General features: G+C 58.1%; 17 protein-coding genes. 7 read left to right on the top strand and 10 right to left on the bottom strand.

Annotation, left to right across the window (positions count from 1 at the left end):
* Positions 1 to 4: 4 nt before the first annotated feature.
* Both TU84_RS22585 and TU84_RS22580 read right to left on the bottom strand, forming a co-directional pair.
* On the bottom strand, positions 5 to 826 hold the full coding sequence (locus TU84_RS22585) for a hypothetical protein (RefSeq protein WP_082148792.1): 822 nt from the start codon (positions 824 to 826) through the stop codon (positions 5 to 7).
* Positions 827 to 1,149: 323 nt separating this feature from the next.
* Positions 1,150 to 4,797: a toxin VasX gene (locus TU84_RS22580; RefSeq protein ID WP_048373134.1), complete on the bottom strand. Its 3,648-nt coding sequence runs from the start codon at positions 4,795 to 4,797 to the stop codon at positions 1,150 to 1,152.
* Between the two features lie 341 nt (positions 4,798 to 5,138).
* On the opposite strand from TU84_RS22580, the gene TU84_RS22575 reads away from it, so the two are divergent.
* On the top strand, positions 5,139 to 5,693 hold the full coding sequence (locus TU84_RS22575) for a GNAT family N-acetyltransferase (RefSeq protein WP_048373130.1): 555 nt from the start codon (positions 5,139 to 5,141) through the stop codon (positions 5,691 to 5,693).
* A 75-nt stretch (positions 5,694 to 5,768) separates the two neighbouring features.
* Here TU84_RS22575 and TU84_RS22570 read toward each other — a convergent pair whose 3' ends face one another.
* Positions 5,769 to 6,047, bottom strand: a complete 279-nt coding sequence (locus TU84_RS22570) for a PepSY domain-containing protein (RefSeq protein WP_048373129.1) — start codon at positions 6,045 to 6,047, stop codon at positions 5,769 to 5,771.
* A gap of 162 nt (positions 6,048 to 6,209) precedes the next feature.
* Here TU84_RS22570 and TU84_RS22565 point away from each other — a divergent pair, with 162 nt between their 5' ends.
* On the top strand, positions 6,210 to 7,211 hold the full coding sequence (locus TU84_RS22565) for a FecR family protein (protein ID WP_048373128.1): 1,002 nt from the start codon (positions 6,210 to 6,212) through the stop codon (positions 7,209 to 7,211).
* A 12-nt stretch (positions 7,212 to 7,223) separates the two neighbouring features.
* Here the strand turns inward: TU84_RS22565 and pvdQ are convergent, their stop codons facing one another.
* The gene (gene pvdQ / locus TU84_RS22560; protein WP_048373127.1) at positions 7,224 to 9,515 is read right to left on the bottom strand and encodes a bifunctional acylase PvdQ; all 2,292 of its coding nucleotides are present in this window, start codon (positions 9,513 to 9,515) and stop codon (positions 7,224 to 7,226) included.
* Positions 9,516 to 9,783: 268 nt separating this feature from the next.
* On the opposite strand from pvdQ, the gene TU84_RS22555 reads away from it, so the two are divergent.
* Positions 9,784 to 10,170, top strand: coding sequence for a fe2+ zn2+ uptake regulation protein (locus TU84_RS22555; RefSeq protein ID WP_048373124.1), 387 nt, complete (start codon positions 9,784 to 9,786; stop codon positions 10,168 to 10,170).
* Here TU84_RS22555 and TU84_RS22550 read toward each other — a convergent pair.
* A complete protein-coding gene (locus TU84_RS22550) occupies positions 10,167 to 10,355 on the bottom strand; it encodes a hypothetical protein (RefSeq protein WP_048373123.1) in 189 nt (62 codons plus the stop codon). The two genes, TU84_RS22555 and TU84_RS22550, sit on opposite strands and share 4 nt — an antisense overlap.
* Before the next feature lie 116 nt (positions 10,356 to 10,471).
* Here TU84_RS22550 and TU84_RS26640 point away from each other — a divergent pair, with 116 nt between their 5' ends.
* Entirely contained in the window at positions 10,472 to 10,606 is a 135-nt protein-coding gene (locus TU84_RS26640) for a hypothetical protein (RefSeq protein WP_256677180.1), read from the top strand.
* Between the two features lie 66 nt (positions 10,607 to 10,672).
* Here the strand turns inward: TU84_RS26640 and TU84_RS22540 are convergent, their stop codons facing one another.
* A complete protein-coding gene (locus TU84_RS22540; RefSeq protein WP_048373119.1) occupies positions 10,673 to 11,578 on the bottom strand; it encodes a LysR family transcriptional regulator in 906 nt (301 codons plus the stop codon).
* Positions 11,579 to 11,688: 110 nt separating this feature from the next.
* On the opposite strand from TU84_RS22540, the gene TU84_RS22535 reads away from it, so the two are divergent.
* Positions 11,689 to 12,684, top strand: a complete 996-nt coding sequence (locus TU84_RS22535; RefSeq protein WP_048373117.1) for an aldo/keto reductase — start codon at positions 11,689 to 11,691, stop codon at positions 12,682 to 12,684.
* 136 nt (positions 12,685 to 12,820) lie between these two features.
* Here TU84_RS22535 and TU84_RS22530 read toward each other — a convergent pair whose 3' ends face one another.
* From TU84_RS22530 to TU84_RS22520, 3 genes are all read right to left on the bottom strand, one after another.
* A complete protein-coding gene (locus tag TU84_RS22530; RefSeq protein ID WP_048373116.1) occupies positions 12,821 to 16,504 on the bottom strand; it encodes a translocation/assembly module TamB domain-containing protein in 3,684 nt (1,227 codons plus the stop codon).
* The gene (locus TU84_RS22525; RefSeq protein WP_048373113.1) at positions 16,501 to 18,228 is read right to left on the bottom strand and encodes an autotransporter assembly complex protein TamA; all 1,728 of its coding nucleotides are present in this window, start codon (positions 18,226 to 18,228) and stop codon (positions 16,501 to 16,503) included. Before TU84_RS22525 ends, TU84_RS22530 begins: the two co-directional genes overlap by 4 nt.
* Before the next feature lie 63 nt (positions 18,229 to 18,291).
* Positions 18,292 to 18,942 carry a GNAT family N-acetyltransferase gene (locus TU84_RS22520; protein WP_048373111.1) on the bottom strand — a complete coding sequence of 217 codons (651 nt, stop codon included), beginning with the start codon at positions 18,940 to 18,942 and terminating at the stop codon, positions 18,292 to 18,294.
* A gap of 167 nt (positions 18,943 to 19,109) precedes the next feature.
* Here TU84_RS22520 and xthA point away from each other — a divergent pair, with 167 nt between their 5' ends.
* Both xthA and TU84_RS22510 read left to right on the top strand, forming a co-directional pair.
* Positions 19,110 to 19,922 carry an exodeoxyribonuclease III gene (gene xthA, locus TU84_RS22515; protein ID WP_048373109.1) on the top strand — a complete coding sequence of 271 codons (813 nt, stop codon included), beginning with the start codon at positions 19,110 to 19,112 and terminating at the stop codon, positions 19,920 to 19,922.
* A gap of 141 nt (positions 19,923 to 20,063) precedes the next feature.
* On the top strand, positions 20,064 to 21,380 hold the full coding sequence (locus TU84_RS22510; RefSeq protein ID WP_048373107.1) for a substrate-binding domain-containing protein: 1,317 nt from the start codon (positions 20,064 to 20,066) through the stop codon (positions 21,378 to 21,380).
* Here TU84_RS22510 and TU84_RS22505 read toward each other — a convergent pair.
* Entirely contained in the window at positions 21,377 to 22,591 is a 1,215-nt protein-coding gene (locus TU84_RS22505; protein WP_048373105.1) for an acyl-CoA dehydrogenase, read from the bottom strand. The two genes, TU84_RS22510 and TU84_RS22505, sit on opposite strands and share 4 nt — an antisense overlap.
* Positions 22,592 to 22,611 lie beyond the last annotated feature (20 nt).

The raw sequence follows: 22,611 nt of genomic DNA, 5'->3' as shown, positions 1-22,611 counted from the left end.
AGCCTCAGATCAGCCCCCGTTTGACGGGGGCTTTTTTATGGGTGGGCTCACTGCGATACGCCTCAGCAAACACCTCGGTAATCAACTTGCGTGGTGAGCGTTTGATCAACGCCTTGACCTTGGCGCTCAATCGGAGCAACTCGGCGCTGGGCTTGGCCCATTGCTCGGGCGGCAGCGGCTCGGACCATTCACGCATCGCCTCGGGCAGCGCTTTGCGGCCGACCTTGGCGATGCGTTTTATCTCCCACTCAACCAAATGGTTGGGCAGGGTCCATAACGTCATGACGTGGTAGACGTACCAAAAAAAGCCGTAGATCCACCCCACTTCTTTCTCCCGGATACGCCGATGCAAACTGGCGCGAGCATTGCGAAACGTGTGCAGACCTTCATGGGGCGGGTCGCCGGGAGCCTGAAGTTCCAGCGGATCCTGGATGGCGTGCAGGTCGTTGAGTTCGTACTCCATATAACCGCGAACGGCCTCCCAATTGGCAATCGCCAGTTGCAGGGCACCGCACTGGAATTCGACGCTGACCAGCTCGCCTTCATGCATAAAGCCCATGCCCATCCCGTAGTGACGGGTCACGCCGTATTGCGTCGCGCTTTGGCCTTGAACCACCCAGGCAGACAGGGATTCCCAAGGGACGAACAAGGGTTCTGTGGCGCCTTCGGGGATAAAACAGACTTCACGGCGTTGGCGGTTGAAGCGGGTGGGGATGACTTTGGTGAAAAGTTTGTGGTGGTGGAGCCAAATGACGAAGCAGACAGCTGAGGTTGCTAGCCACATTTTTATAGCGATGCCCCACGCCACCAAAAATATTCCGCTCACAGCCTCCAAGCTCTCATCAGCACCGTAACCTAAAGTTAACGCAATAAAGCCACCTAATAGTGGACATACAATTGCGACCAAGCATGCACAGCTAAATGGCCCACCCAGATTAACTTGGTACGAAAAGACATTCGGCTCTCCCCCTCCAAAGTCCAAATAAATATCGTTGTAATCACTGATATAGGGACAGCAAGGATCTGTCTCTGTGGGCAGCGGTAAAGGGGCCAAGTAGGTTTGTCGTCCAGCAAGACAAAACTCTATGTCACCCGCTTTTTTAGGAGAACCTTCTAATGATTGTTGAATTGATATGGACTTGGAAGGGCTCATTGCAAAGGCTCCATTGCCATGACATCAATCCCTAACAAAGGCATTTCTACGCTCGAATCGAAATGCTGCTTCGCCGAGAGAAAGCGTCCACCTTCAAGAGGATTGAAGAGAATACGGTAATTACGCCGGACCAACTGCCCCTCGTCATCTAACGACTGGAGCTCAAGCTCAATCAATAACTCCTCGGAAATATTGCCGATAGTGCGTTCAGTATTGCGTGGATAAGTCAGTTTGATCAATAAGGGTGCTGGCCCGCTCTGTTCTTTTTCGGGCTTGCTCACCATTCGATACAACCCTGCCTGCACCTGCTCGGTTACAACCTCACGCTGCTCCACGGGAATGCCTCGATCCCCCCGAAGAAACGTTGTGATTCGCTGTGCGCCGATCTTAAGGCCATGACTGGCCCGCCCGTCCAGCCTGTCTTGATAATCGGCCAGGGTCAGCCCCGGCAGGATCACGAAAATCTCGCCCGGCTTAGTGCCACCCAACATGCTTTGCCAAAACGGCTCATCGTCTGAACGTTTGACTTCTACAAAGGGCGCCTGCTGCTGCAACGTCAAGTAATGCTGGAACTCTTGAAGACTTAAATCTTTGCGCTTATCAACATCCCGCCCCCACGGAGTACTTTGCAGCCACTGATCATGGCCACTGGTGTTGTAGCGGTTGTAAAGCCAGGTGCCGGCCAGCTCCAGTATCGTGAAAAACCCACCGGCCCAACTGGAACGGAAAAAGACGCTGCCAAGACGCGCTCCAGCGACCTTCCACGCCGTCTTACGGGCCTCACCTTTGGCAGCCATCAGCACTTGATAACCGGCTTTTGCGGTATGACCAAAACCATAAGCATTAGTAGTGGCCAAACCTCCCGATGCGACCATTGCGATCAATGCACCATTTTGGGCTCCGCGATTGCCTGTAAGTACGGCTTGAGACCATTGTTTTTGATAGCCGTTGAAACTTACTAAAGCCGCAGCAAAACCCAAAGCATAAGTTACAAAGCCCAATCCAATATGTAACTTACCCATGGTGACCTGCAGCCGGCTAAGCGAGTTTCTTGCGAGAACCTCGCCGAGATTTTTAGCCTGAGCACTTAAGGCGGTATCAAATATGCCTTGCGCAGCTGCAAAGCCAGCCGCACCCGTTGCAAGTGCAGCACTCACAAAAGGCACCCAAACCCTCTTATCACTCGAAACAGCCATTGTTTCTTTAACCACCTGCACCAAATTCACCGCCTGCGCCACAAACAGCAACAACGCCGCGCCATCCCCCAGCACGTTCATTACCGGCGCGCGATGGACACCTTTACGAAAGTTATCCATCAACCCGGCCACTTGCCGTTTGCCTTCATTCGGGAAGATCACCATCAGCCCTGCTTTGCCCTGCGTCGAACCGAAAATCCGCGCATGTTCATCCGGCAACTCCGGGATGGGGCTCAGGCTGGCTGCCAGCCGTCTTTGCTCCAGATCCAGCCGTTGGCTGTCGTACTGGATTTTCTCCAGCAGTTCCCGAGAGGTCTGCGATTTGTGCCCGTGTTGACGATTGGATTGGGCCCGCTTCTTTTTAAGCAGGGCTATTTCCTGGCGCAGCTTGAAGGTTTCACTCAGCGTTTCGCGTAACGCGGCCTGTTCTTGCGGTGTCGCAAAATGGAACGTCACGCCTTCGGTTTTGGCGGCCTGCACTATCCGCGACTTCAGGGCCACGGGCAGTTTGCGCAGCAGTTCTTCAACGTCGGGCATGGCGTTGTTTTTGAAGAACTCGTCAAAGTTGACCAGCACGTTTTCCAACCCGCGATTAAGCGCCGGGGTTAGGGTGTTGAGGGCGGCATTGGCCACTGAGCGGGTGCTGTCGGGGAGATCGTCCAGTGCCGGTAAACGGCTCTGTTCAATGCTGCGCAGGCGGGCCAGGAGTTCAGGGCTGTTGTTGAACAGGACCATGCCCGCGGCCAGCAAAAATGCGTAGTGCACCCACAGCGTGGTTTGGTCGCTGTAGGGCAAGGTGTAATACAGCGGGCGGCTGAATTGGGGGTTGCGCTCGCTGTACGCCAGCAGTTGTTCACAAGCGTCGTCGCTGCGGCAAATGTCTTTGAGGCAGGCATATTCAGTGGCAAACGCGTGCCCGGCGTGGCCGATGTCCATCGGGTCGAAGTACCAGCCCGCTTTATGAAACGCGCCCGAACACGTCAGTTTGACCCGGTCGGCAGTGATGGCATCGAGCAGGTGGTTCCAGCGCGCCAGCCCGGCTCGATGGGCGAGTAATTCTCGGTCCATTGCTTCGCGGTCGATCAGTTCATTGACGCCGCGTTGGCCCAGCTTGGTCCCATACAAAACTCCAGTGATCTGCTGGCTCTGTTGCTTACCCAGAGCAATCAACGCTTCGAAGTGTTCATCGACAAATGCCGGTGGCGCTACGCGAAAGTGTTCACGAGTGAAGAAACGACGATCAACGTCTTCAAGTACATTCAGCGCATCAGCGCTGTTGCTCATGCCACGTGAATAGTCAATGTTCTCGGCCAGCGCCTGCGCCCGTTGACGCAACACCTCCAGCTCCGCCGGCACCGGGCTGCCCGCGGGCGGCGTCATCAAGCCACCTCTTTCGAGGTACTCAATAATCGCGGCATCTGTCACACCGTACTGCGGCTGAGCCATGCACAGCAAATCATCCAGCAGTGCTTTGTGCGCAGGGTCCGTACTCTCACCGATCAGCGTTTTGACATCCCGCGCATTGAGCTGGCTGAGGGATTCGATGTAGCACGCCAGTACATAGTCGCGTTCGTTGTGGCCCGGTTTCGCCCCGCCATTGCTCCAGTCGTCGATCCAGCCAACCACGTGGTCCTGATAATTGGCCAGGTCGCGCATCACCCCCAAGGTGTCTTCCAGCACCAGATACAGCGTGTCGTGCCGGTACTGTGGATGAATGCAGCCAGTGAGGCGGTTCATGGAGGTTTGGGAGAAACGCGCGGGGGTTTCCCACAGGTAGGGCAAACGCTCGTGCTCGGGCAGTTCCGCGTCCAGCCGTTGTTGGGTACTGCTGGTGTGCTCGGCCAGCGTGGTGGCAGGGTTCTGTTGTTCTGCCTCGATTCGTTCGGTGGCGACTTCGGCCAGCCAATGCTCGGTCATGTCCGGGGTCAGCAGGTGGGGCCCGCCGGTGTCGCACTTGGCCTTGCTCAAGTCGACCGCTTGCATGAAGTGATTACGCTCGGACGTTGAACTCAGCACCTGCTGGCACTTTTTCGCGGTCCACGGAACTTCAGAATAAGTGACGTACAGCGTGCTGGTTTTGGCGTAAATCAGCCTCGGTTCATGGATCGGTGCTTCACGGTCGTCTTCGAATACCTCACGACCTTGCCACAGCATGGCGCTGACCAGACCGTCTTCAATACGGTACTCGGACAAGGTGCCACTGCTGCCCTCAATCACGTACAACCAGCCATCGCGCAACAGCCGGATACCCAGCGGCCGGGCGTCGAGGCTGTAGGGCATGGCAACCTCGCTCGCGGGATCGAGTCCCGGATTGTCGACGATGGCGTAGCGCAGCGGGATCAACTGCACGGTGGTTTTCATCAGCGGGCAGGTGCCCATACTGTTTCGCGCATCATCGCGGGAGAGGTTGACGTTATTGGGGTTTTTGGGCCAGAAGGGCTTTGACATCTTGGAGCCTCCGGCGAACGCAACGCTCGCCTACTAGATCCATACGAGATATCAAGCACCGTGCCAGAAACAAAACACTCCATATAAAACAAACGTTTGGCGCTAACTAACGGCCAAAACCACCACCGAAACTGGCACAAACAGGTTAAAAGTGCGCAAAAAGCTGCTCAGTACTGCGCAAGAAGTTGCGCAGTTCGCTACAGCCCTTTATTCACGGGGCTTACAGCACGTTAATCCATGTAAAAACAGCGTTTAACTGCGCAAGTTTTTGCGCACTCGTAAAGCGCAGATGTGTATTCAGAGTTAATCTCGATGCAAATTAATGGCAAGGAGCCATTCACATGGACGCGCCGCCCACCTTGCAAACCCAGCGGTTGATCCTGCAGCCCTTGAGCCTGGCGGATGCTGATGCCATCCAGCAACGCTTCCCGCATTGGGAAGTGGTGTGTTACCTGAACGATGTCGTGCCGTGGCCGTACCCGGATGACGGCGCCCTCAGTTACCTGCGTGACGTCGCTCTGCCGGCCATGGCCCGCGGCGAAGAATGGCACTGGACACTGCGTTTGCGCACCCGGCCAGAAGAGGTCATTGGCAGTATCAGCTTGATGGATCACGTCGATAACCACCGGGGATTCTGGCTGTCACCGCCCTGGCAAGGTCAAGGACTGATGAGCGAAGCCTGCACTGTGGTGGACGCTTACTGGTTTGAGACGCTGGGCCGCGAAGTGATGCGCGTGCCTAAGGCGGCCCCTAACGCGGGATCTCGGCGTATCTCGGAGCGTGGCGCAATGCGTCTGGTGAGCACTCAGGAAAGCAGCTTTGTCGGTGGCAAATTTGCGTGCGACTTATGGGAAATTACTCGCGAACAATGGCTCGCACACAGAGCCAGGCGCTAAAAACAAAGCCCGATCCGCACAGGCAGGATCGGGCTGCAAACACTCAGTGAGTGCCTGGACTGAAATCGGCGAGAATCAGTCTTTCTTCTCGGAGATCACTTTGCCTGTCGAGTCGAAAATGATTTCGTACTGAACACCATCAGCCGCTTTGATGCCTTCAGCTTTCCAGAGGCCATTGGCAGGGTTTTCCGCTTCAATTTTCTTGATCACGGTGTAACCGTTTTTGTTCTTCAGCACTTCAACGAGCTCTTTGGAGAACGCCCAGTTCGGATCCAGATTCGGCTGCGCCATCGCAACGCTGGAGCCCAGCAAAACAGCAGTGGTGAGCACAGCAGCAAAAGTTTTCTTCAACATGTTCTTAACTCCATTAATTGATGTTGCGTCTGGTACTAAGATGCCGAAGTAACCGTAGCAGAGAAAAAACCTGGCATCGCAATAAATGACATCCTTTTGACATGGCTCATGTTCTCGTTAGCACAAGCGCAGGGTTAGAATGCACCTCACCAAGGAGCGCACATGAGCGAAACACGCCTCACAGAAGCTGAATACGATGCCATCACCGAGGCTGCGGCTCAGTGGTGCATGCGCTTGCACGAGCCTGACTGTACTGACCAGGAACGTGCCGCTTTTTCTGTGTGGTTAAACGCTGATCCGCTGCACGCCTTTGAATATGAAGCAATGCTCGACATCTGGGACACCAGCGAGCATTTGCCACGGCCACAACCCGCTGTCGCACAGGTCGTGCCCCTGCCCCGCAAGGCTCAGCGCCGCCTTTGGCAGCGTGTGGCCATAGCGGCCGCCATTGCTCTTGTCGCGGTGCCTGTGGCGGCCTACAGCGGCTGGCAACTCGGCGTCATCCCCAGCGCGTACAAACGCCTTGAGGCAGACAACAGCGTGGTCAACGCGACGTTGCCCGATGGCAGCCAGGTCGAACTGAACCTGGGCAGCCAACTGACCTACCTCAATTACAAAGACCAGCGCCAGGTCACCCTGAACAAAGGCGAGGCGTTTTTCAAGGTGAGCCACGATGTGACGCACCCGTTTGTCGTTCAGGCGGCTGACGGGCGTATCCGGGTCACCGGCACCCAGTTCAATGTGTGGATGTACGAAGATCAGGTGCGGGTCACGCTGCTGGAAGGGTCAGTTCTGGTCACCAGCAACAAGAACCTGAGTGGCGACGGCTTGCGTCTGGAGCCCGGCATGCAGGCCAGCTACAGAGGGGGCGACTACGCGCCGCAAATCAGCCAGACCTATGCCAACGCCCCCGACCTGGCCTGGCGTAATGGCAAGCTGATTCTCGACAACCTGACCCTGGCCGACGCCTTGCCCATGATCAACCGCTACCTGAGCACGCCGCTGTCACTGGCCGACACCGCCACTGGCCAGTTGCGGATTGGCGGGGTCTTCAACACGAAAGAGATCCCGAACCTGGTGGCGTCCTTGCCCAAGGTGTTGCCGGTGTATGTGCGCGTCGATCAAAACGGCCTGCCGGTGATCAACGCCCTGCCTCGCGGCTAGAGCGCTGCAAAATTACAAATGGCCCCGAAGCGTGGTCAGTTCATACTGTGGATCGGCCTTGATCTGCGCCTCGGTGAAGGGCAAGCGCGGCCACTGCTTGTTTGAGAACGCCTCAGTCTGATCACGCGAATGCTTTGAAGCCGGGTCGCTGGCGATTGAAAAAGCCAGCAAGCCCTGCGCCTGTGGGCCGTGCTCGTCGAAGGTCACGGTTTGCAAGTAACTGGTGCCGCTGACCACCTCACGCTTGCCGCCCTCAACCGGAACACTTTGCATGGCGTTGTACACCCCCAGCGTGGCCGGGCCGCCGTGGATCGCAATCCGCTGACCTGCGCTGTTGACCCCCTGGATATCACCCCAAGCCATCTCCGGCGTTAAACCCTGCTCTGCCACGGTAGCTGCTGACGCTTGCAGCGCGTGCTGCACGGCTTCAACCACGGCCGGTTGCTCCAGGTCCAGACCACGCGGGGTGTGCTGCGGGTCTGCCGGATTGAAAGGCACCCGCCACACATCCGGGACATCAAGCAACTGAGCCATGATGTTCTGGAAATGCACCAGCCCCATCCCGCTGTTCAGATTCGCTTGTTGATCCCACGCCTTGAGGCTGGCACACACGGGCCCTTGCCGGGCTTCACACACGGTCAGCAGGTCGGGCATGACTTGCCCTGCCAGGTACACCCGGTCATCCATCACCATGCCTTGCAAATCTGCGACGCTGACACGCCCCGGCTGACTCAAGCATTGCAGGGCAAAACGAGCACGCGGCCCCAGCGGTTGGCCGTCCTGGCTGATAAGCGGTGAAAACCCGCTCAGCGGCGCGTTGGGGTTGGCCATCCAGGCCGAGTCGTTGGAGTGCTGCACGTAATCGTTACGGCGCAATTGTGGCAACTGGCTGGCCGGGTAAATACCCGGCTGCGCCGCGCTCGGGTCAATCGTCCAGTCGCAGGCACTGCGGCTGCCATCGAGCAAAATCATTTCAAGGCCCGCACGCGGGTCACTGCACGCCGCCAGCTTGGCCTTGTCCACGTAGGGCACCACCGACACGTTCATGTACAACGCCTGCCCTTGGTCATCTACCGCCAAGGTGTTGACCCACGGAATCCCCTGCAGGGTGTTTACCGATGCCTGCAGGGCATCAAGGTTGCGCGCCTGATTCATCGCGTACCACTGCTGCAAGACACGGTCATTGTTCAGGTTGGCATCACGCAGGCTGAACGCCACGCGGTTATCCCAATCGAGCTTGCCCGGCCATTGCACCACCGGTCCGAATACCGAGCTGTAGAAGGTGCGCGACACCGGCACCAGGCTGCCATCGGCCTGCTTGACGTTGACCGTCAGGGTTTGTTTGTCCAGCGCTCGCGATTGGCCGTCGAGCAGGTAGCGTGTCGGGTCTTTGGGGTCGAGCTCAAGTCGATACAGGGTGAAGTGCCTGGACGTATCCACCGTATGGGTCCAGGCCACGTTCGCATTGAAGCCGATGTTGATCATCGGCAAGCCCGGGAGAGCCGCACCCATCACATCCAGCTTGCCGGGGATGGTCAATTGCATCTGGTAAAAACGCATGCCGCCCACCCACGGGAAATGCGGGTTAGCGAGCAATATTGCATGGCCGGTTTGCGAGCGTTCGCTGCCAATGGCAACCGCATTGCTGCCGCGATCCAGGGCAAAACGCTGCATCCGCTCGCTCGCCACGGCAAAGCGCTCAGCCCCCGGATTGAGAGTTGCCGCGTGCGATGCTGTGAGCGGTGGCGCAGCAGCCACCAACGCTTCCCCGAACTGGCCGGCACCGCCTTCGACCAGCAAGCGACGGGTCAACTTGACCACATCAGCCGTGGTGATCGGCCGCACCGACGGGTTATCACATTGCTCAGGCAGGCCTTTGCGTTCGCCGAGCTGACGGTTGTAACCGGCCACATAGCCTTCGATCAGGTCATGCACTTCAGGCGTTTGCGCTTGCCAGAAAGCAGCCACGGCCTGCGGGGTATTGAGCCAGGTAAAAAACAGGTCGCTGGAGAGGTTATCGCGCTCTTCGAGGGTCATCTGCTCTGGGCCAAAGTACCTCGAACGCTCGCCGTTGACGGTAACCACTTCATTGGCCAGCAGGCACAAGTTGTCCTGGGCGTAGGCATAACCGATGCCATAGCCCAACCCGCGCTCATCGGCCGCGCGAATATGCGGCACCCCAAACGTGGTACGACGAATCTCTGCACTCACCTCGCTGGCAGGTGTCTGAGCCCATACGGACACACTCAGGCTCAGGCATAACGCAGCACAACACGACTTGCTCAGCGGCTTGAAAATACTCACGCGGACTCCTGCTCGATCAGTACAAAAGGCCCGGCTGCGTCATCGATTGAAAACCGCGGGCCGGGAACAGCCTGTACAAGAAACGAAGCAGGTTAAAAAAAATTAATAATCGCCTAAAACCCCCGGCCACACGGGATCGAATCGCGATTGAGAATAATTCACGACAAAATTTCTACATTTTGATGTTCATGATTTACGCCGCTCATTCGTCTAGTTAAGTAAGAGCGCTTTTTTATTTTCCTGATCAGGCTCTGAAAGGAGTTTTTGCATGCAGAACCCGCAATTGCCAACGGATGGCAACCCACAGCGTCGCAATACCGCTTTTCAGCCTGACCCAGGCCTGCTGGAAGCGCTTGCGCCTTTGCAAGGTAATGAACGGATCCGCCAGCTACTCAAATGCTTCGGGCTGCGAACCAGTCTGGTGCGTCTCAAGGTCATCGATGCCTTGCTGACTGCCGCCGGTAACGACCGCAGGCTGGGGGTGCGTGGCATGCACAGCCACTTGCTGGCGCTGGATATCCCGCTGTCGTTTCTGAGTGTGCGTGAAGTGCTCAAGCGCTTATGCAGCGAAGGCGTGGTGGTCCTCAACAGCGACAAGAGCTACAGCCTGCATCCACAGGCTGAAGCCGTGCTGATGGGTAAAATCGAGGCTTAAAGCTTGGTCTTGCGGCGCATCACACCGTTGATCACCACCACAACCACAGCCACGCCAATGGCGATGTACTGGAAGGTTTTTTCGGTGATCACGCCGGTGTTTTGCAGATACGACAGACCAAACATGATGCCCAGCACCACCAGAGCGATCAAAATCGAGTACACCAATCGTTGCTTAGGAGTCATTACCTGTTCCTGAAAAATAATGTGAATTGCCGGAGATGAATTGAAACAAACAGGGTCTCATCTTACAGCCGGGGAAGCTTTTTAGCTGCCACCGGCTCAACCCTGAGGATTTACAGATGTTACGTCGTGTCATTCGGCTGGTTCCGCTGTTGCTCATCCTGGCCATGAGCGGGTGCGTATTTTTCCCTGACCATGGATGGCATCACGATCACCGCTATTACGGTGGTGGCCCTGGGTATTACCAGCGTTAAGCCTTTACGCCTCGCGATCTTTTTAACGATCAAAAGATCGCGAGGCAAGCTCGCTCCTACAGCCGTTTACCGTTTAAAACCGCTGTCGGGCCGGCTGCACAGGTCTACCAGCCAGTCGACAAACACCCGCACCCGCGGTGACAGTTGCCGATGCGGCGGATACAACGCCGTCAACGCAAGACGCGGCGGCAAGCAATCACTTAGTACCTCCTGCAAGCTCCCCTCCCGCACCTGTTGCGCCACGTGATAGCGCGGCGTTTGCACCAATCCATAACCGGCCACGCACGCAGCCAGGTAACCCTCGGCACTGTTGACCGAGACTTGCTTGGGCAGGTTGATCAAACGTACGTCATCGCCAAGCTGAAACTCCAGCCCATAGCGCTTGCCCGAGGCGCTGGAAAAATACTCAATCATGCGATGCCCGTTCAAGTCGTCCAGCGATTGCGGCACGCCATGGGCACGCAAATAATCCGGACTGGCGCAGGTCATCTGGTCCATCTGCACCAAAGGTCGCGCCACCAGTGAATCGTCGACAGTCAGGCCGCCGCGGATCACGCAATCCACCCCCTCGCGAATCAGGTCGACGGGCCGATCATTAAGACCGATTTCCAAATCAATCTGCGGGTAGCGATCGGTAAATTCCGGCAGCGCCGGGAACACCACCAGGCGCCCGACGGCTGCTGGCATCTCAACCCGCAAGGTGCCCTTGGGCTGGCTGCCCCGGAACAATCCCTCGGACTCTTCAAGGTCCGCCAACAACCGCACACACCGCTGGTAATACGCAGCGCCATCGAGGGTGGGGCTCACTTGCCGCGTGGTGCGATGCAACAGCTGCACCCCCACATGCGCTTCCAGTTGCTTGATCAATACCGTTACCGATGCCCGGGGCATTTGCAGGCTGTCTGCGGCCTTGGCAAAACCACCCAGCTCGACGATACGGGTGAACACCAGCATCGCATTAAATCGGTCCATGCCCCACCCCTATTATTTAGAAAATACGAACAGTGATAGCGTTTCTACCCGGTTTATCCGCTGCGTGTCGAGGTAAACAATAGCGCCACCCCCACTCAGGAGCACCTCACATGCACACTCGCCAACTCGGCAACAACGGCCCGCACGTCAGCGCGATAGGTTTAGGTTGCATGGGCATGACTGACTTCTACACCACCGGTAGCGATACCCGTGAAGCCGTGGCCACCTTGCACCGCGCGCTGGAGTTGGGCATCAACCTGCTCGACACCGCCGACATGTATGGCCCGCACACCAACGAAGAGCTCATCGGCCAAGCAATTCGTGGCAAGCGCGACCAGGTATTTCTCGCGACTAAATTCGGCATTGTGCGCGATCCAGCCAACCCGTCGGCCCGCGGCATCAGCGGGCGTTCCGACTATATCCAGGCGTCTGTTGAAGGCAGCCTGAAACGTCTTGGGGTCGACACCCTCGACCTGTACTACCAGCACCGCATGGACCCTAACGTGCCGATTGAAGAGACCGTGGGTGCGATGGCGGATCTGGTCAAGGCAGGCAAGGTTCGTTATCTGGGCCTGAGCGAAGCTTCGGCGGCCACCCTTGAACGGGCACACAAGGTGCACCCCATCAGCGCACTGCAAAGCGAGTACTCGCTGTGGAGCCGCGACCAGGAAGAAAACGGCTGTCTGGCCACCTGTGAGCGCCTGGGCATTGCCTTCGTGCCATACAGCCCGCTGGGGCGAGGCTTTTTGACCGGTGCCCTGAAAAGCCCGGATGACTTCGCCGCAGACGACTTCCGACGCACCAACCCGCGTTTTCAAGGTGAGAACTTCGGCAAAAACCTGCGGCTGGTGGAGCAAGTACAAGCGCTGGCCGCCGATAAAGGTGTCACCGCCGGGCAATTGGCCCTGGCTTGGGTATTGGCACAGGGCGACTACCTGATCCCGATTCCGGGCACCAAGCAACGCAAATACCTGGAAGAAAACGTTGCTGCGCTGGACGTCCGGTTGAGCTCAAGCGAATGGGCCGCCCTGGCCGCCATCTTCCCGGCGGGCGCGGTGTCGGGTTTGCGTTATGGCGAAGAGTCGATGAAGCATTTGAATCGCTGAAACAGCACGGCGTAAACCGCGTAGTCGCTGACGAGGCACGAAGGCTGCGATACGGGCCGCAGGACCGCCGTCCAGGGTCGCTTCGCAACCCATCGCAGCCTTCGTACCTCGTCAGCGACTACGGGGTTTTTTTGCTCTAAAAATCCCGTTTGTAGAAAATATCCAGCGAACTGGCCAGGCCGCTGGCCACTTCGACGTACACCCGCTTGCTCAGTTTGTAACGCAAAGCAATGGTGCTGGCTGGCTCAAACACGCCATAACCGTAACGCACGCTCAGGCGCTCGTTGATCTTGCCACTGGCCACCAAAGCGGTGTTGTCGCCGCTGCCCTCGGTATCCAGCTCGAAATCCTTGAGCCCAAGGTGGTTGGCCAAGCTGGTGGTCACCCCCGAGCTGCCCATCAAGCCCAACCCCAACGCCGCTTGCGCGAGCATGTTGTCGTCTTCACCGGTACCGGTCAGCGGACGCCCCAGAATCAGATAAGACAACGCCTGTTCCTGGCTCATGGCCGGTTCGGAGAAGATCTGCGTGGTCGGCTGTTCGGCGCTGCCAGTAAGGCGAATCCCGGCAATCACGTCATCAGTCTGGCGCACCGCTTCGATGTCCAGGTAAGGCTGAGAAATCGGCCCGGCAAACAACAGGCGAGCCCGGCGGATGGTCAGCTTCTGACCATAGGCCCGGTAGCGGCCATTGATCAGGCGCAGTTCGCCGCGGGTGTCCAGGTCGTTGCCGATATGAAACTGCCCCGCCAGATCGGCGTTCAACCCAAAACCGGAGAACGTCAGCAACTCTTGGCCCACCACCACGTTGATGTCCATGTCGACCACCATCGGTGGCGACGCGGACTCATCGCCAGTGTCTTGCCCGACGATCACCGTGTCATCCGACACCTTGACCGTTGAAGGCGGCAACTCGCGCACGGTGATTTCACCTTTGGGGATATTCACCGTGCCCGCGATCAACAAGGTGTTGTCCGGCTTAAGCGAGATTTTCAGGTCCGGGGCAACGTCCAGCTTGGCGTAGGGTTCAACCGTGACCGGCAAGTGGTTGCCCTTGAGCAACACATTGACTGCCATGGCCTGGCCCCAGGCGACATTCCCGGTAATCGTGCCCTGCCCTTGCTTGCCGCTGGTCCAGCCACCGTCCAACTGCATGGCTTCACCCATGATGTGGGCTTTGAGCTGCAGGTTTTCGAAGCTGGTCGGCAGCTCGGGGCCGGAGATCTCGCCGCCCGTGAGCGACACATCACCGGTGATGTACGGCGCGACCAGCGCCCCCGAAATCGACCCGGAACCGTTCAACTGGCCGGTGAGTTTTTCAACCATCGGGGCGAACGGCCGCACCACTGAGACGTCCAGGCCGGTCAAGCGGAAATCGCCGGTGATCGGCTTGTTTTTAGGCAGCGGGTTGATCCGCGCCGACAACATCACCTGCCCGAGTTTTCCGCCATCAAAGTCGAACTTTGCATCGACCCGGTTAGGGTTGAGGTTGCTGGTCAACTTGAACGCCTGATACGGAAAATCAACCCACTGGCCTTTGTCCTTGATACGCAAGGTGCCGCCGCTGGCATCCACCACCACCTGGCCTTTAGGCCCGCTGGCGGGTAAATCGAGTATCAGGTCGGCATTCAGCTGGCCTTGCCACTGGAAGTCTTTGGGGAACCATTCGGCGAGGCTGTCGAGCGGGAACTGCTTGAGGTGCATGCGCAGCTTGGGATCCGGCATCAAACGCTGTTCTTCACCGCACAAGCTGGCCGGGCCAGACGTCAGGCACAGCGCACCGAGATTGATCCGGCCATTAGCCAAACGCTCAAGCCGCGCCGGGTTTTGCAGGATCCATTGCTGCGGGCCGTACTTGATGTCAGCGCTGAGCAGGCGCCCACGCCAGTTGTCTTTATCGAGGCCGCCGTCCAGTGCCATAGCGAGTTGCAACATCGGCCCCTGCAAGGCCAATTGCAGTTGCTGGCGCTTGATGTCACCGCTGCCCGTGGCCGTCAACACACCAAACGGCGTTTCACCGGCCTGGATCCCGCTGCCTTTAAGGTCGAAGCGACCGCGCTGGGATTTATCCAGGCTGGCATCCAGCGTAAGGCTTTGCAGATGGTTATCGGCAAAGGCCACTTGCTGGCCTTGCAAGGTGACTTTACCTTGCGGCGCCTGAAGCGTACCCGCCACGTCAACCCGGCCCTTAATTTGGCCACGCAGTTCTGGCCACAGTTGAGCCAGACGCGGCAGGTTCAAATCAAGTTGCGCCTTGATTTGTTGCTGCAAGCTGGCGGTGCCATTGATGCGGTTATCACCCACGCGAATGTCCAGAGCGCTCACGGTCCAGGCGTCGCCCTCACCGGTGGCTTTGGCCTGAAGCATCGCAGGTTGGCCACGCAGGCGCCCTTTGAGGTCGAGGTTGGCGTCCAGTTTGAGCTGTTCATTTTTGAACTCGCCGGTGCTGCGCAGCGGGCCCGCCAGGGTGCCCGGCAGTTCAGCCACCCAGTACGCCGGGTTGATCGCGCTCAAGTCCAGCGCCGTATCCCACGCTACGCCATCGGCAAACTGCACATTGACGTGGCCCCGGGCTTTGCCCTGCCCCGCCACCAGCTCCAATTGCGGCATGAAGATTTTTTCGAGGTCACCACTGAACGGGCTGCTGACGCTGAAGGCGCCCGCAGGCCCGGTCAGGTCGGCCTTGAGGTTGCCCAGGTACTTGCCGTCGGTATAAGACACTTCGCCATTGAGCGTGCGCAAATCCACGTCTGGCTTGGCAATGACCGGGTACAAGTTGTGCCAGGGGAAGTCCAGCCAGTCGACCTTGGCCTCGGCACTCAAACCTGAATGCCAATCCACCTGGCCCGACAGTTTCAAATGTTGCTTGTCGTTGGCGGTCAGGTCGAGGGTACTGACTTGTGCGCCCTTGGCATCAACCCGGCCCTTGAGCAAGAGGCTCACCGGGGCTTGCTCGGCAGGCAAACTGGCGCTGCCTTCAAGTTCATAACCGCCAGTGAGGTCGCCTTTGGCCGACAATGCCAACTGATTCAGTTGCAAGGTGTCTGGCAGTTCGCTGCTGGGCTTGAACTGGGCCGAGGTGATGGTGACCTGCGCCGGCAGGTTTTCGGCCAGCGGCTCCAGTGCGCCGCTCAAGTGAGCGTCCAGGTAGCCTGTACTGTCAGCGACCAGATTGATCGAGCTGCGCACATGGCCGTCAACCTTTAGCGCCAGCGCCCACGGTTTGTTGTCTTGCTGCGGCAGATTGACCGTACCCTGCAAGGTTACCGGCCAATCACCCACAGGTTGCAACAGACCCGACAGCTCGACGTTGAGGTCTTCACGCTCGATGCGCGCCGAGTCGATCTGCAGCCCTTGAGCTGTCCACTTGGCGGCAATCTGTACGCCTTTAAGTTGCTCAACACCGTCAAACACGATGCTGCCCACTTTCACCACCCCGACTTCTATCGCCACTGGCAACTTCAAATCAGGTAATTCAATCGGCCCGCTGCTGCTGTCTTTTTCACTCGGGGCAAATTGCAGGTTGACCTTGTCGGCCTGCAACTGATCGATGCACAGAGTCATGCGCATCAGGCACGAAGGCGACCAGGCGAAAATCGGCCGACTCACTTCGACACGATCTGCCCCTTGCTCCCACACCAATTGATCGGCGCTCCATTGCGCGCCCAGGCGGCCGGCAAAGTTGTCAATGTGCAAGCCGGGCACTTGCGCCAGCGCCCAGCGGCTACCCGCTTGCGTGCCCAAAATGGCAGCGACGCTAGCAACCACCAGCAGCACTAATGCCAACAGCACCAGGCCCGCTATTTTCAAACCACGAATCACAGTTCTGGCCCCATCGAGAAGTGCAAACGAACGCCGCCATCGTCATCCAGCGCATGGGCCAGGTCGAGACGGATGGGGCCTACCGGCGAGATCCAGCGGATGCCCACCCCGACCCCGGTTTTCAAGCTTGGAAAGTCGAGGGTCTTGAAGGCGTTACCTTTGTCGACAAACGCCGCCCAGCGCCATTTTTCGGCAAATTGATACTGGTACTCGACACTCCCGGCCAGCAAGTAGCGCCCGCCGATACGGTCACCGTCGGAGTTCTTGGGTGACAGGCTCTGGTAGTCATAACCGCGCACGCTCTGATCACCACCGGCAAAAAAGCGCAATGACGGCGGGATGGAGTTGTAGCCATTGGTGGCGCTGCCGCCAAACTCGATACGGCCCAGAAAACGGTGCTTGTCCCACAAAGTTTTCAGCGCCTTGAACTGGATATCGCCGTGCAGCAGGTTGGTGTCTGACATCAGCCCTTGCTTGGCCACTTGGGTGCTCAGGTTGACGCTGTAACCGTGGCTGGGGTCAATCCGGTTATCGCTGCGCAAGACTGCGTAGGACAGGCCCGGCATCAACAAGGTGCTCAGGCCCGAGTCATCACCCAGGCGATATTCTTCGTGCTGCCATCTCAGCGAGACAATCCGCGTCCAGCCGTTGTCCAGTTTGCTGTGCCACTCAGGGCCGACCGTGAGCAATTTACTCAAGGTGTCGGTGTTGGCAATTTCTTCGTACTGATAACCGGCGGCAAAACGCAGTTTGTCAGTCAATGGCGGATCGAGCGGAATGTCGTACCAGGCCCCGATATTTTGCTTGGGCTGGGAGATTTCAGACTCAAAACCGTAGCTGTCGCCCCGAGGGTTGTCCCAGTGACGGGTCCAGCTGGCTTTGCCGCGCGGGCCGGTGTCGGTTGAGTAGCCAAGGCCCAGGGTCATGGTGCGTGGCTTGCGGGTATCCAGGTCTACATCCACCGGGATCACTTGCCCCACCGCCGTACTCGGCGCGGCATCAACGCGCACGGTTTCAAAGTAACCGCTCGATTGCAGGTTCTGGTTTAACTCGGCAACCAGCTCGGAGTCATAAGGCGTATTGGGCTTAAAGGGCACCAGACGGTCGAGCAAGGTCTGGTCAAACGGTGCGTCACCGGCAAAAGTGACTTTGCCCAGCAGGTAACGCGGGCCGCTTTCGTAAACCAGATTGATATCGGCATACCCGCCTTTAGGGTCCACCAACAGTTCGTGCTTGAGGAACTTGCCGTTAAAAAAGCCATAGCGCAGCGCACGGTTCTGGATCATGCGCTTGGCGTCTTCGTAGTTGCCCTGATTGAGCACGGCGCCAGGTTTAAGGTCATCACTGACCGGGATTTCAAACGCTTTGAGCGAGGCCGCAGGGCCTTCGACGCGCACGGTCACGTTACGCAGGTGCACGGGCTCGCCGGGGTCAATGTGCAACACCAGGCGCGGCGGGTCGCCCTCGGGCACATCGGCTTCGATCTTGGGTTGGTAATAGCCCAAGGCCTGTAATGCTTTAAGGGCCTGCTCCTCGGCGCCACGCTTGAAACGCAACAAGGCAGCCTCGTCGCGATCGCCGAGGCTGCCTATATAGCCTTCCACGTTGGCCTTGAGGGCATCGTTTGCCGGTTTGACCTTCACCACCAATTCGCTCTGGGCATACGCCGCAAAGCTGCTGATCAGCAGGACAACACCACTGGTAAATCTTCCTGGAAACTTCATAGGAGCGGATGCTATCACGGGCTGAGGGGGTCATAGAGCGCGCCAATGGGCAAAAAGTTGCCCTTAAGCCGTTGCTGCTTGTAACACCTGAGGGTTGGCGTGAAAGAAAACGTGCTCAACGATGGGCCCCAAGGGAACCTGACCAATTTCGACATAACCATGACGCTTGTAAAACTCCTGATAGCGCGGGTTACTGCTGTCGAGGACGACACCTTCTGAATGTTCGTCCACGGCGCACCAGTTATGTACCGCCTCAAGCAACTGTTCGCCATAGGGCAATTCTTGAAAATCAGGATGAATCGCCAACAAAGGCAGCATATGCACGGCATCGCCCGGCACGCAGGCCAAGACCGCCTGATGGTATTCAAGGTAGCGTCGCGTACCGCGCAAGCCCGCCGTCAGCACCATGCGCAGTTGCCACGCCCAACTTTCAGTAATACCCAGGCGCCGTTGCGGTGGAGCAATCAGTGCGACACCGATGAGGCGGTCATCGACCAGCAAACCCAAGGCGGGTAACTGCTGGAAAAAATGCTGTTTGACCAACGCCCGAACCGTGGCCCGCACCCGCTGCGCGTAGCCCTTGCGATGGGCTTCAAACACATAACGGAAGGTCGGGTCATGCATATACGCCTCATACAGCAAAGCCCGGGTTTCTTTGGAGTAACCGCTGTCGAGCTGGCGGATCTGGCAAGTGGCATTCAACGTTTGCGTCATGACGGTCAATCTCCCTGGCGTCGCTTGGGTTGCGGCACTTCTCGAGAGTACGAGCTCGCGAGGGCCGCAACAGTTCCATCTGCTTGGATGCTTCCTACGTTAGCAGTCCATTTGCCCCACTGCACGCTGGCCGCTAACATCGCAGTTTTCCTCAGGACTGCCCGCCCATGAAAATCGTTTCTTTCAACATCAATGGCCTACGCGCTCGGCCGCATCAGCTGGCAGCGCTGATCGAAAAACACCAGCCAGACGTCATTGGCCTGCAAGAAACCAAGGTCAGCGACGAGCAATTCCCCTTCGCCGATATCGAAGCGCTGGGCTACCACGTGCACTTTCACGGGCAAAAGGGCCATTACGGCGTTGCCCTGTTGTCACGCAAGCCCGCGCTGGAGCTGCACAAGGGCTTTGCCAGCGACGAAGAAGACGCGCAACGACGCTTTATCTGGGGCACCTACGCTGACGACAATGGCCAGCCGGTGACCATCATGAACGGCTATTTCCCACAGGGAGAAAGCCGCGACCACCCGACAAAATTCCCGGCCAAGCAGCGTTTCTACAGCGACCTGCAACAGTTGCTGGAAGGCCAGTTCAGCAACGAACAGCCGCTGGTGGTGATGGGTGACGTCAACATCTCCCCGCAAGACTGCGACATCGGCATTGGCCCGGACAACGCCAAGCGCTGGCTGAAAACCGGCAAATGCAGCTTTCTGCCGGAAGAGCGAGAGTGGTTTGAGCGCCTCAAAAACTGGGGCCTGGTGGACAGCTTCCGTTACCTGCACCCCGAAGTGGCGGATCGCTTCAGTTGGTTCGACTACCGCAGCCGCGGCTTTGAAGACGAGCCTAAACGTGGTCTGCGCATTGACGTGATTCTGGCCTCTCAGGCGCTGGTACCGCGCATCAAGGCCGCTGGCGTCGATTACGACCTGCGCGCCATGGAAAAACCGTCAGACCACGCACCGATCTGGCTCGAACTGAACTGATCTAAATTTGTAGGAGCGAGCTTGCCTCGCGATCTTTTATAGGTTCAAAAGATCGCGAGGCAAGAAGGTGGGCGTAACTGTATTGAAACGTTTCTGACTTAAATTGCTGGCAATTCTATGGCTCCAGGAAGGTGCCCGCTGATGTTGCGCTTTAAGTCACTGATCCTGCTGTGTGTAATCACCCCTCTGGCCTTTGCCCGGCCTGCGGCGGATTTGCACATCCAGGGTTCTAACACCATCGGGGCCAATCTCGGCCCGGCATTGGTGACGGCCATGCTGATCGAGCAAGGTTTTCATGATGTTCACAGCATCCCGGTCATACCCCCCAACGAATACAGCATCGTCGCCACCAAAACCTTGGGCCAGCAGGTCCGTGTCGATGTGTCCGCACACGGCTCCGGTACTGGTTTTAGTGCGCTCAAGGCAGGGCAAGCCGACATGGTGGCCTCGTCTCGGCCGATCAAGGACCGCGAGCTGGTCGAACTGGAGGCCCTCGGCGATCTAAAAAGCCCCGAAGCCGAGCAAGTCATCGCCATCGATGGCCTGGCAATTATTGTGCACCCGCATAACCCGCTGAAAAAACTCAACACCGAGCAACTGGCCAAAGTGTTCAACGGCGACATCACCACGTGGGAAGCGCTGGGCGGCGTGGGCGGTTCGATTAATTTGTATGCCCGGGATGATCAGTCAGGCACCTGGGATACCTTTAAAGAGTTGGTCTTGAGCCGCGCCGGTCGGCCGCTGAGCAGCACGGCCCAGCGTTTCGAGTCCAGCGAAGCGCTGTCCGATGCGGTGAGCAAAGACCCCCACGCCATTGGCTTTATCGGCCTGCCCTACGTGCGCGAAGCTAAATCCCTGGCCATTGTGGATGGCGCGTCGCAGCCCATGCTGCCGCTCAACAGCCTGATCGCCAGTGAAGATTACCCCCTGTCGCGACGCCTGTTTTTTTACCTGCCGCCCACCAGCCAAAACTCGCTGGCCAAGGCGCTGGTGGCGTTTACCCAAAGTGCCCAAGGCCAGGCCATCGTCGCGCAAAACGGTTTTATCGCGCAAACCGTGCAGGCCAGCCACGTGCAGCCCGGTGCGCACATGCCCGAGGAATACCTGGAGCTGACCCGTGAGGCCCAGCGCCTGTCAGTCAATTTTCGCTTTGAAGAAGGCAGCGCCACCCTCGACAACAAGGCGCGTCAGGATCTGCTCCGCGTCGTCGACTATTTAAAAACCCACGACAAACTCAACAAACAGGTGACGCTGGTAGGGTTTGGGGATGCCAAGGATGACCCGGAACGCGCACAACTGCTGTCAAAGCTCAGGGCAATGACGGTGCGCCGCGAACTGGTCAAAAGTGGCGTGGTGCTGCGTGAGATTCGCGGCTGCGGTGCGCAAATGCCGGTGGCGGCCAACACCGAAGATGAAGGCCGTCTGAAGAATCGCCGGGTTGAAGTGTGGGTGTATTAACCCGGCGATTGTGCGTATTTGTCCAACTCGAATTTGCCAACCGCCGCCCGGTGCACTTCATCCGGGCCGTCCGCCAAACGTAAGGTACGCTGCATGGCGTACATATAAGCCAGCGGAAAATCCTGCGAGACCCCTGCCCCGCCATGAATCTGGATCGCCCGGTCGATCACCTTCAATGCAACGTTGGGGGCAACCACCTTGATTTGCGCGATCTCGCTTTTCGCGACCTTGTTACCCACGGTGTCCATCATGTACGCCGCTTTCAAGGTGAGCAGGCGCGCCATGTCGATTTCCATCCGCGAGTCAGCGATTTTGTCGACGTTACCGCCCAGACGCGCCAGCGGTTTACCAAACGCCGTGCGCTGCAGCGAGCGCTGACACATCAGTTCCAGCGCGCGCTCGGCCATGCCGATTGAGCGCATGCAGTGGTGGATGCGGCCCGGACCAAGGCGGCCCTGAGCAATTTCAAAACCCCGGCCTTCGCCCAGCAGGACGTTTTCGTACGGTACACGCACATTCTCGAACAGTACCTCGGCGTGACCGTGGGGTGCATCGTCGTAACCGAACACCGGCAACGGGCGGACAATTTTCACGCCGGGGGTATCGACCGGGATCAGGATCATCGAGTGCTGTTGATGGCGGGCATTCTCAGGGTTGCTGAGGCCCATGAAGATCATGATTTTGCAGCGCGGATCGCAGGCCCCGGATGTCCACCATTTACGGCCATTGATCACCCATTCATCGCCGTCACGCACGGCACGGGCCTCCATGTTGGTGGCATCGGACGAGGCCACCTCCGGCTCGGTCATGGCGAACGCAGAGCGAATCTCGCCACGCAATAGCGGCTCCAGCCACTGTTGTTTTTGCTGTGCATTGGCGTAACGCACCAGCACCTCCATATTGCCGGTGTCCGGTGCAGAGCAGTTGAACGGCTCCGAGCCGAGCATCGACCGGCCCATGATCTCGGCCAAGGGTGCGTATTCCAGATTGGTCAGCCCGGCGCCGAGTTCCGACTCCGGCAAAAACAGGTTCCACAAGCCTTCTGCCTGGGCCTTGCGCTTGAGCTCTTCCATGATGGCCGTCGGCTGCCAGCGATCACCTTGTGCCACCTGCTGATCGAAAATCGCCTCGGCCGGATAGACATAAGCCTCCATAAACGCCGTGACGCGTTCGCGCAGCGCCTGAACTTTCGGTGAGTATGCGAAATCCATGGGTGGCTACCTTTTACTGT

The organism is Pseudomonas helleri, from assembly GCF_001043025.1.
Lineage (GTDB): Bacteria > Pseudomonadota > Gammaproteobacteria > Pseudomonadales > Pseudomonadaceae > Aquipseudomonas > Aquipseudomonas helleri.
This window is presented reverse-complemented; position numbering and strand designations above follow the sequence as displayed.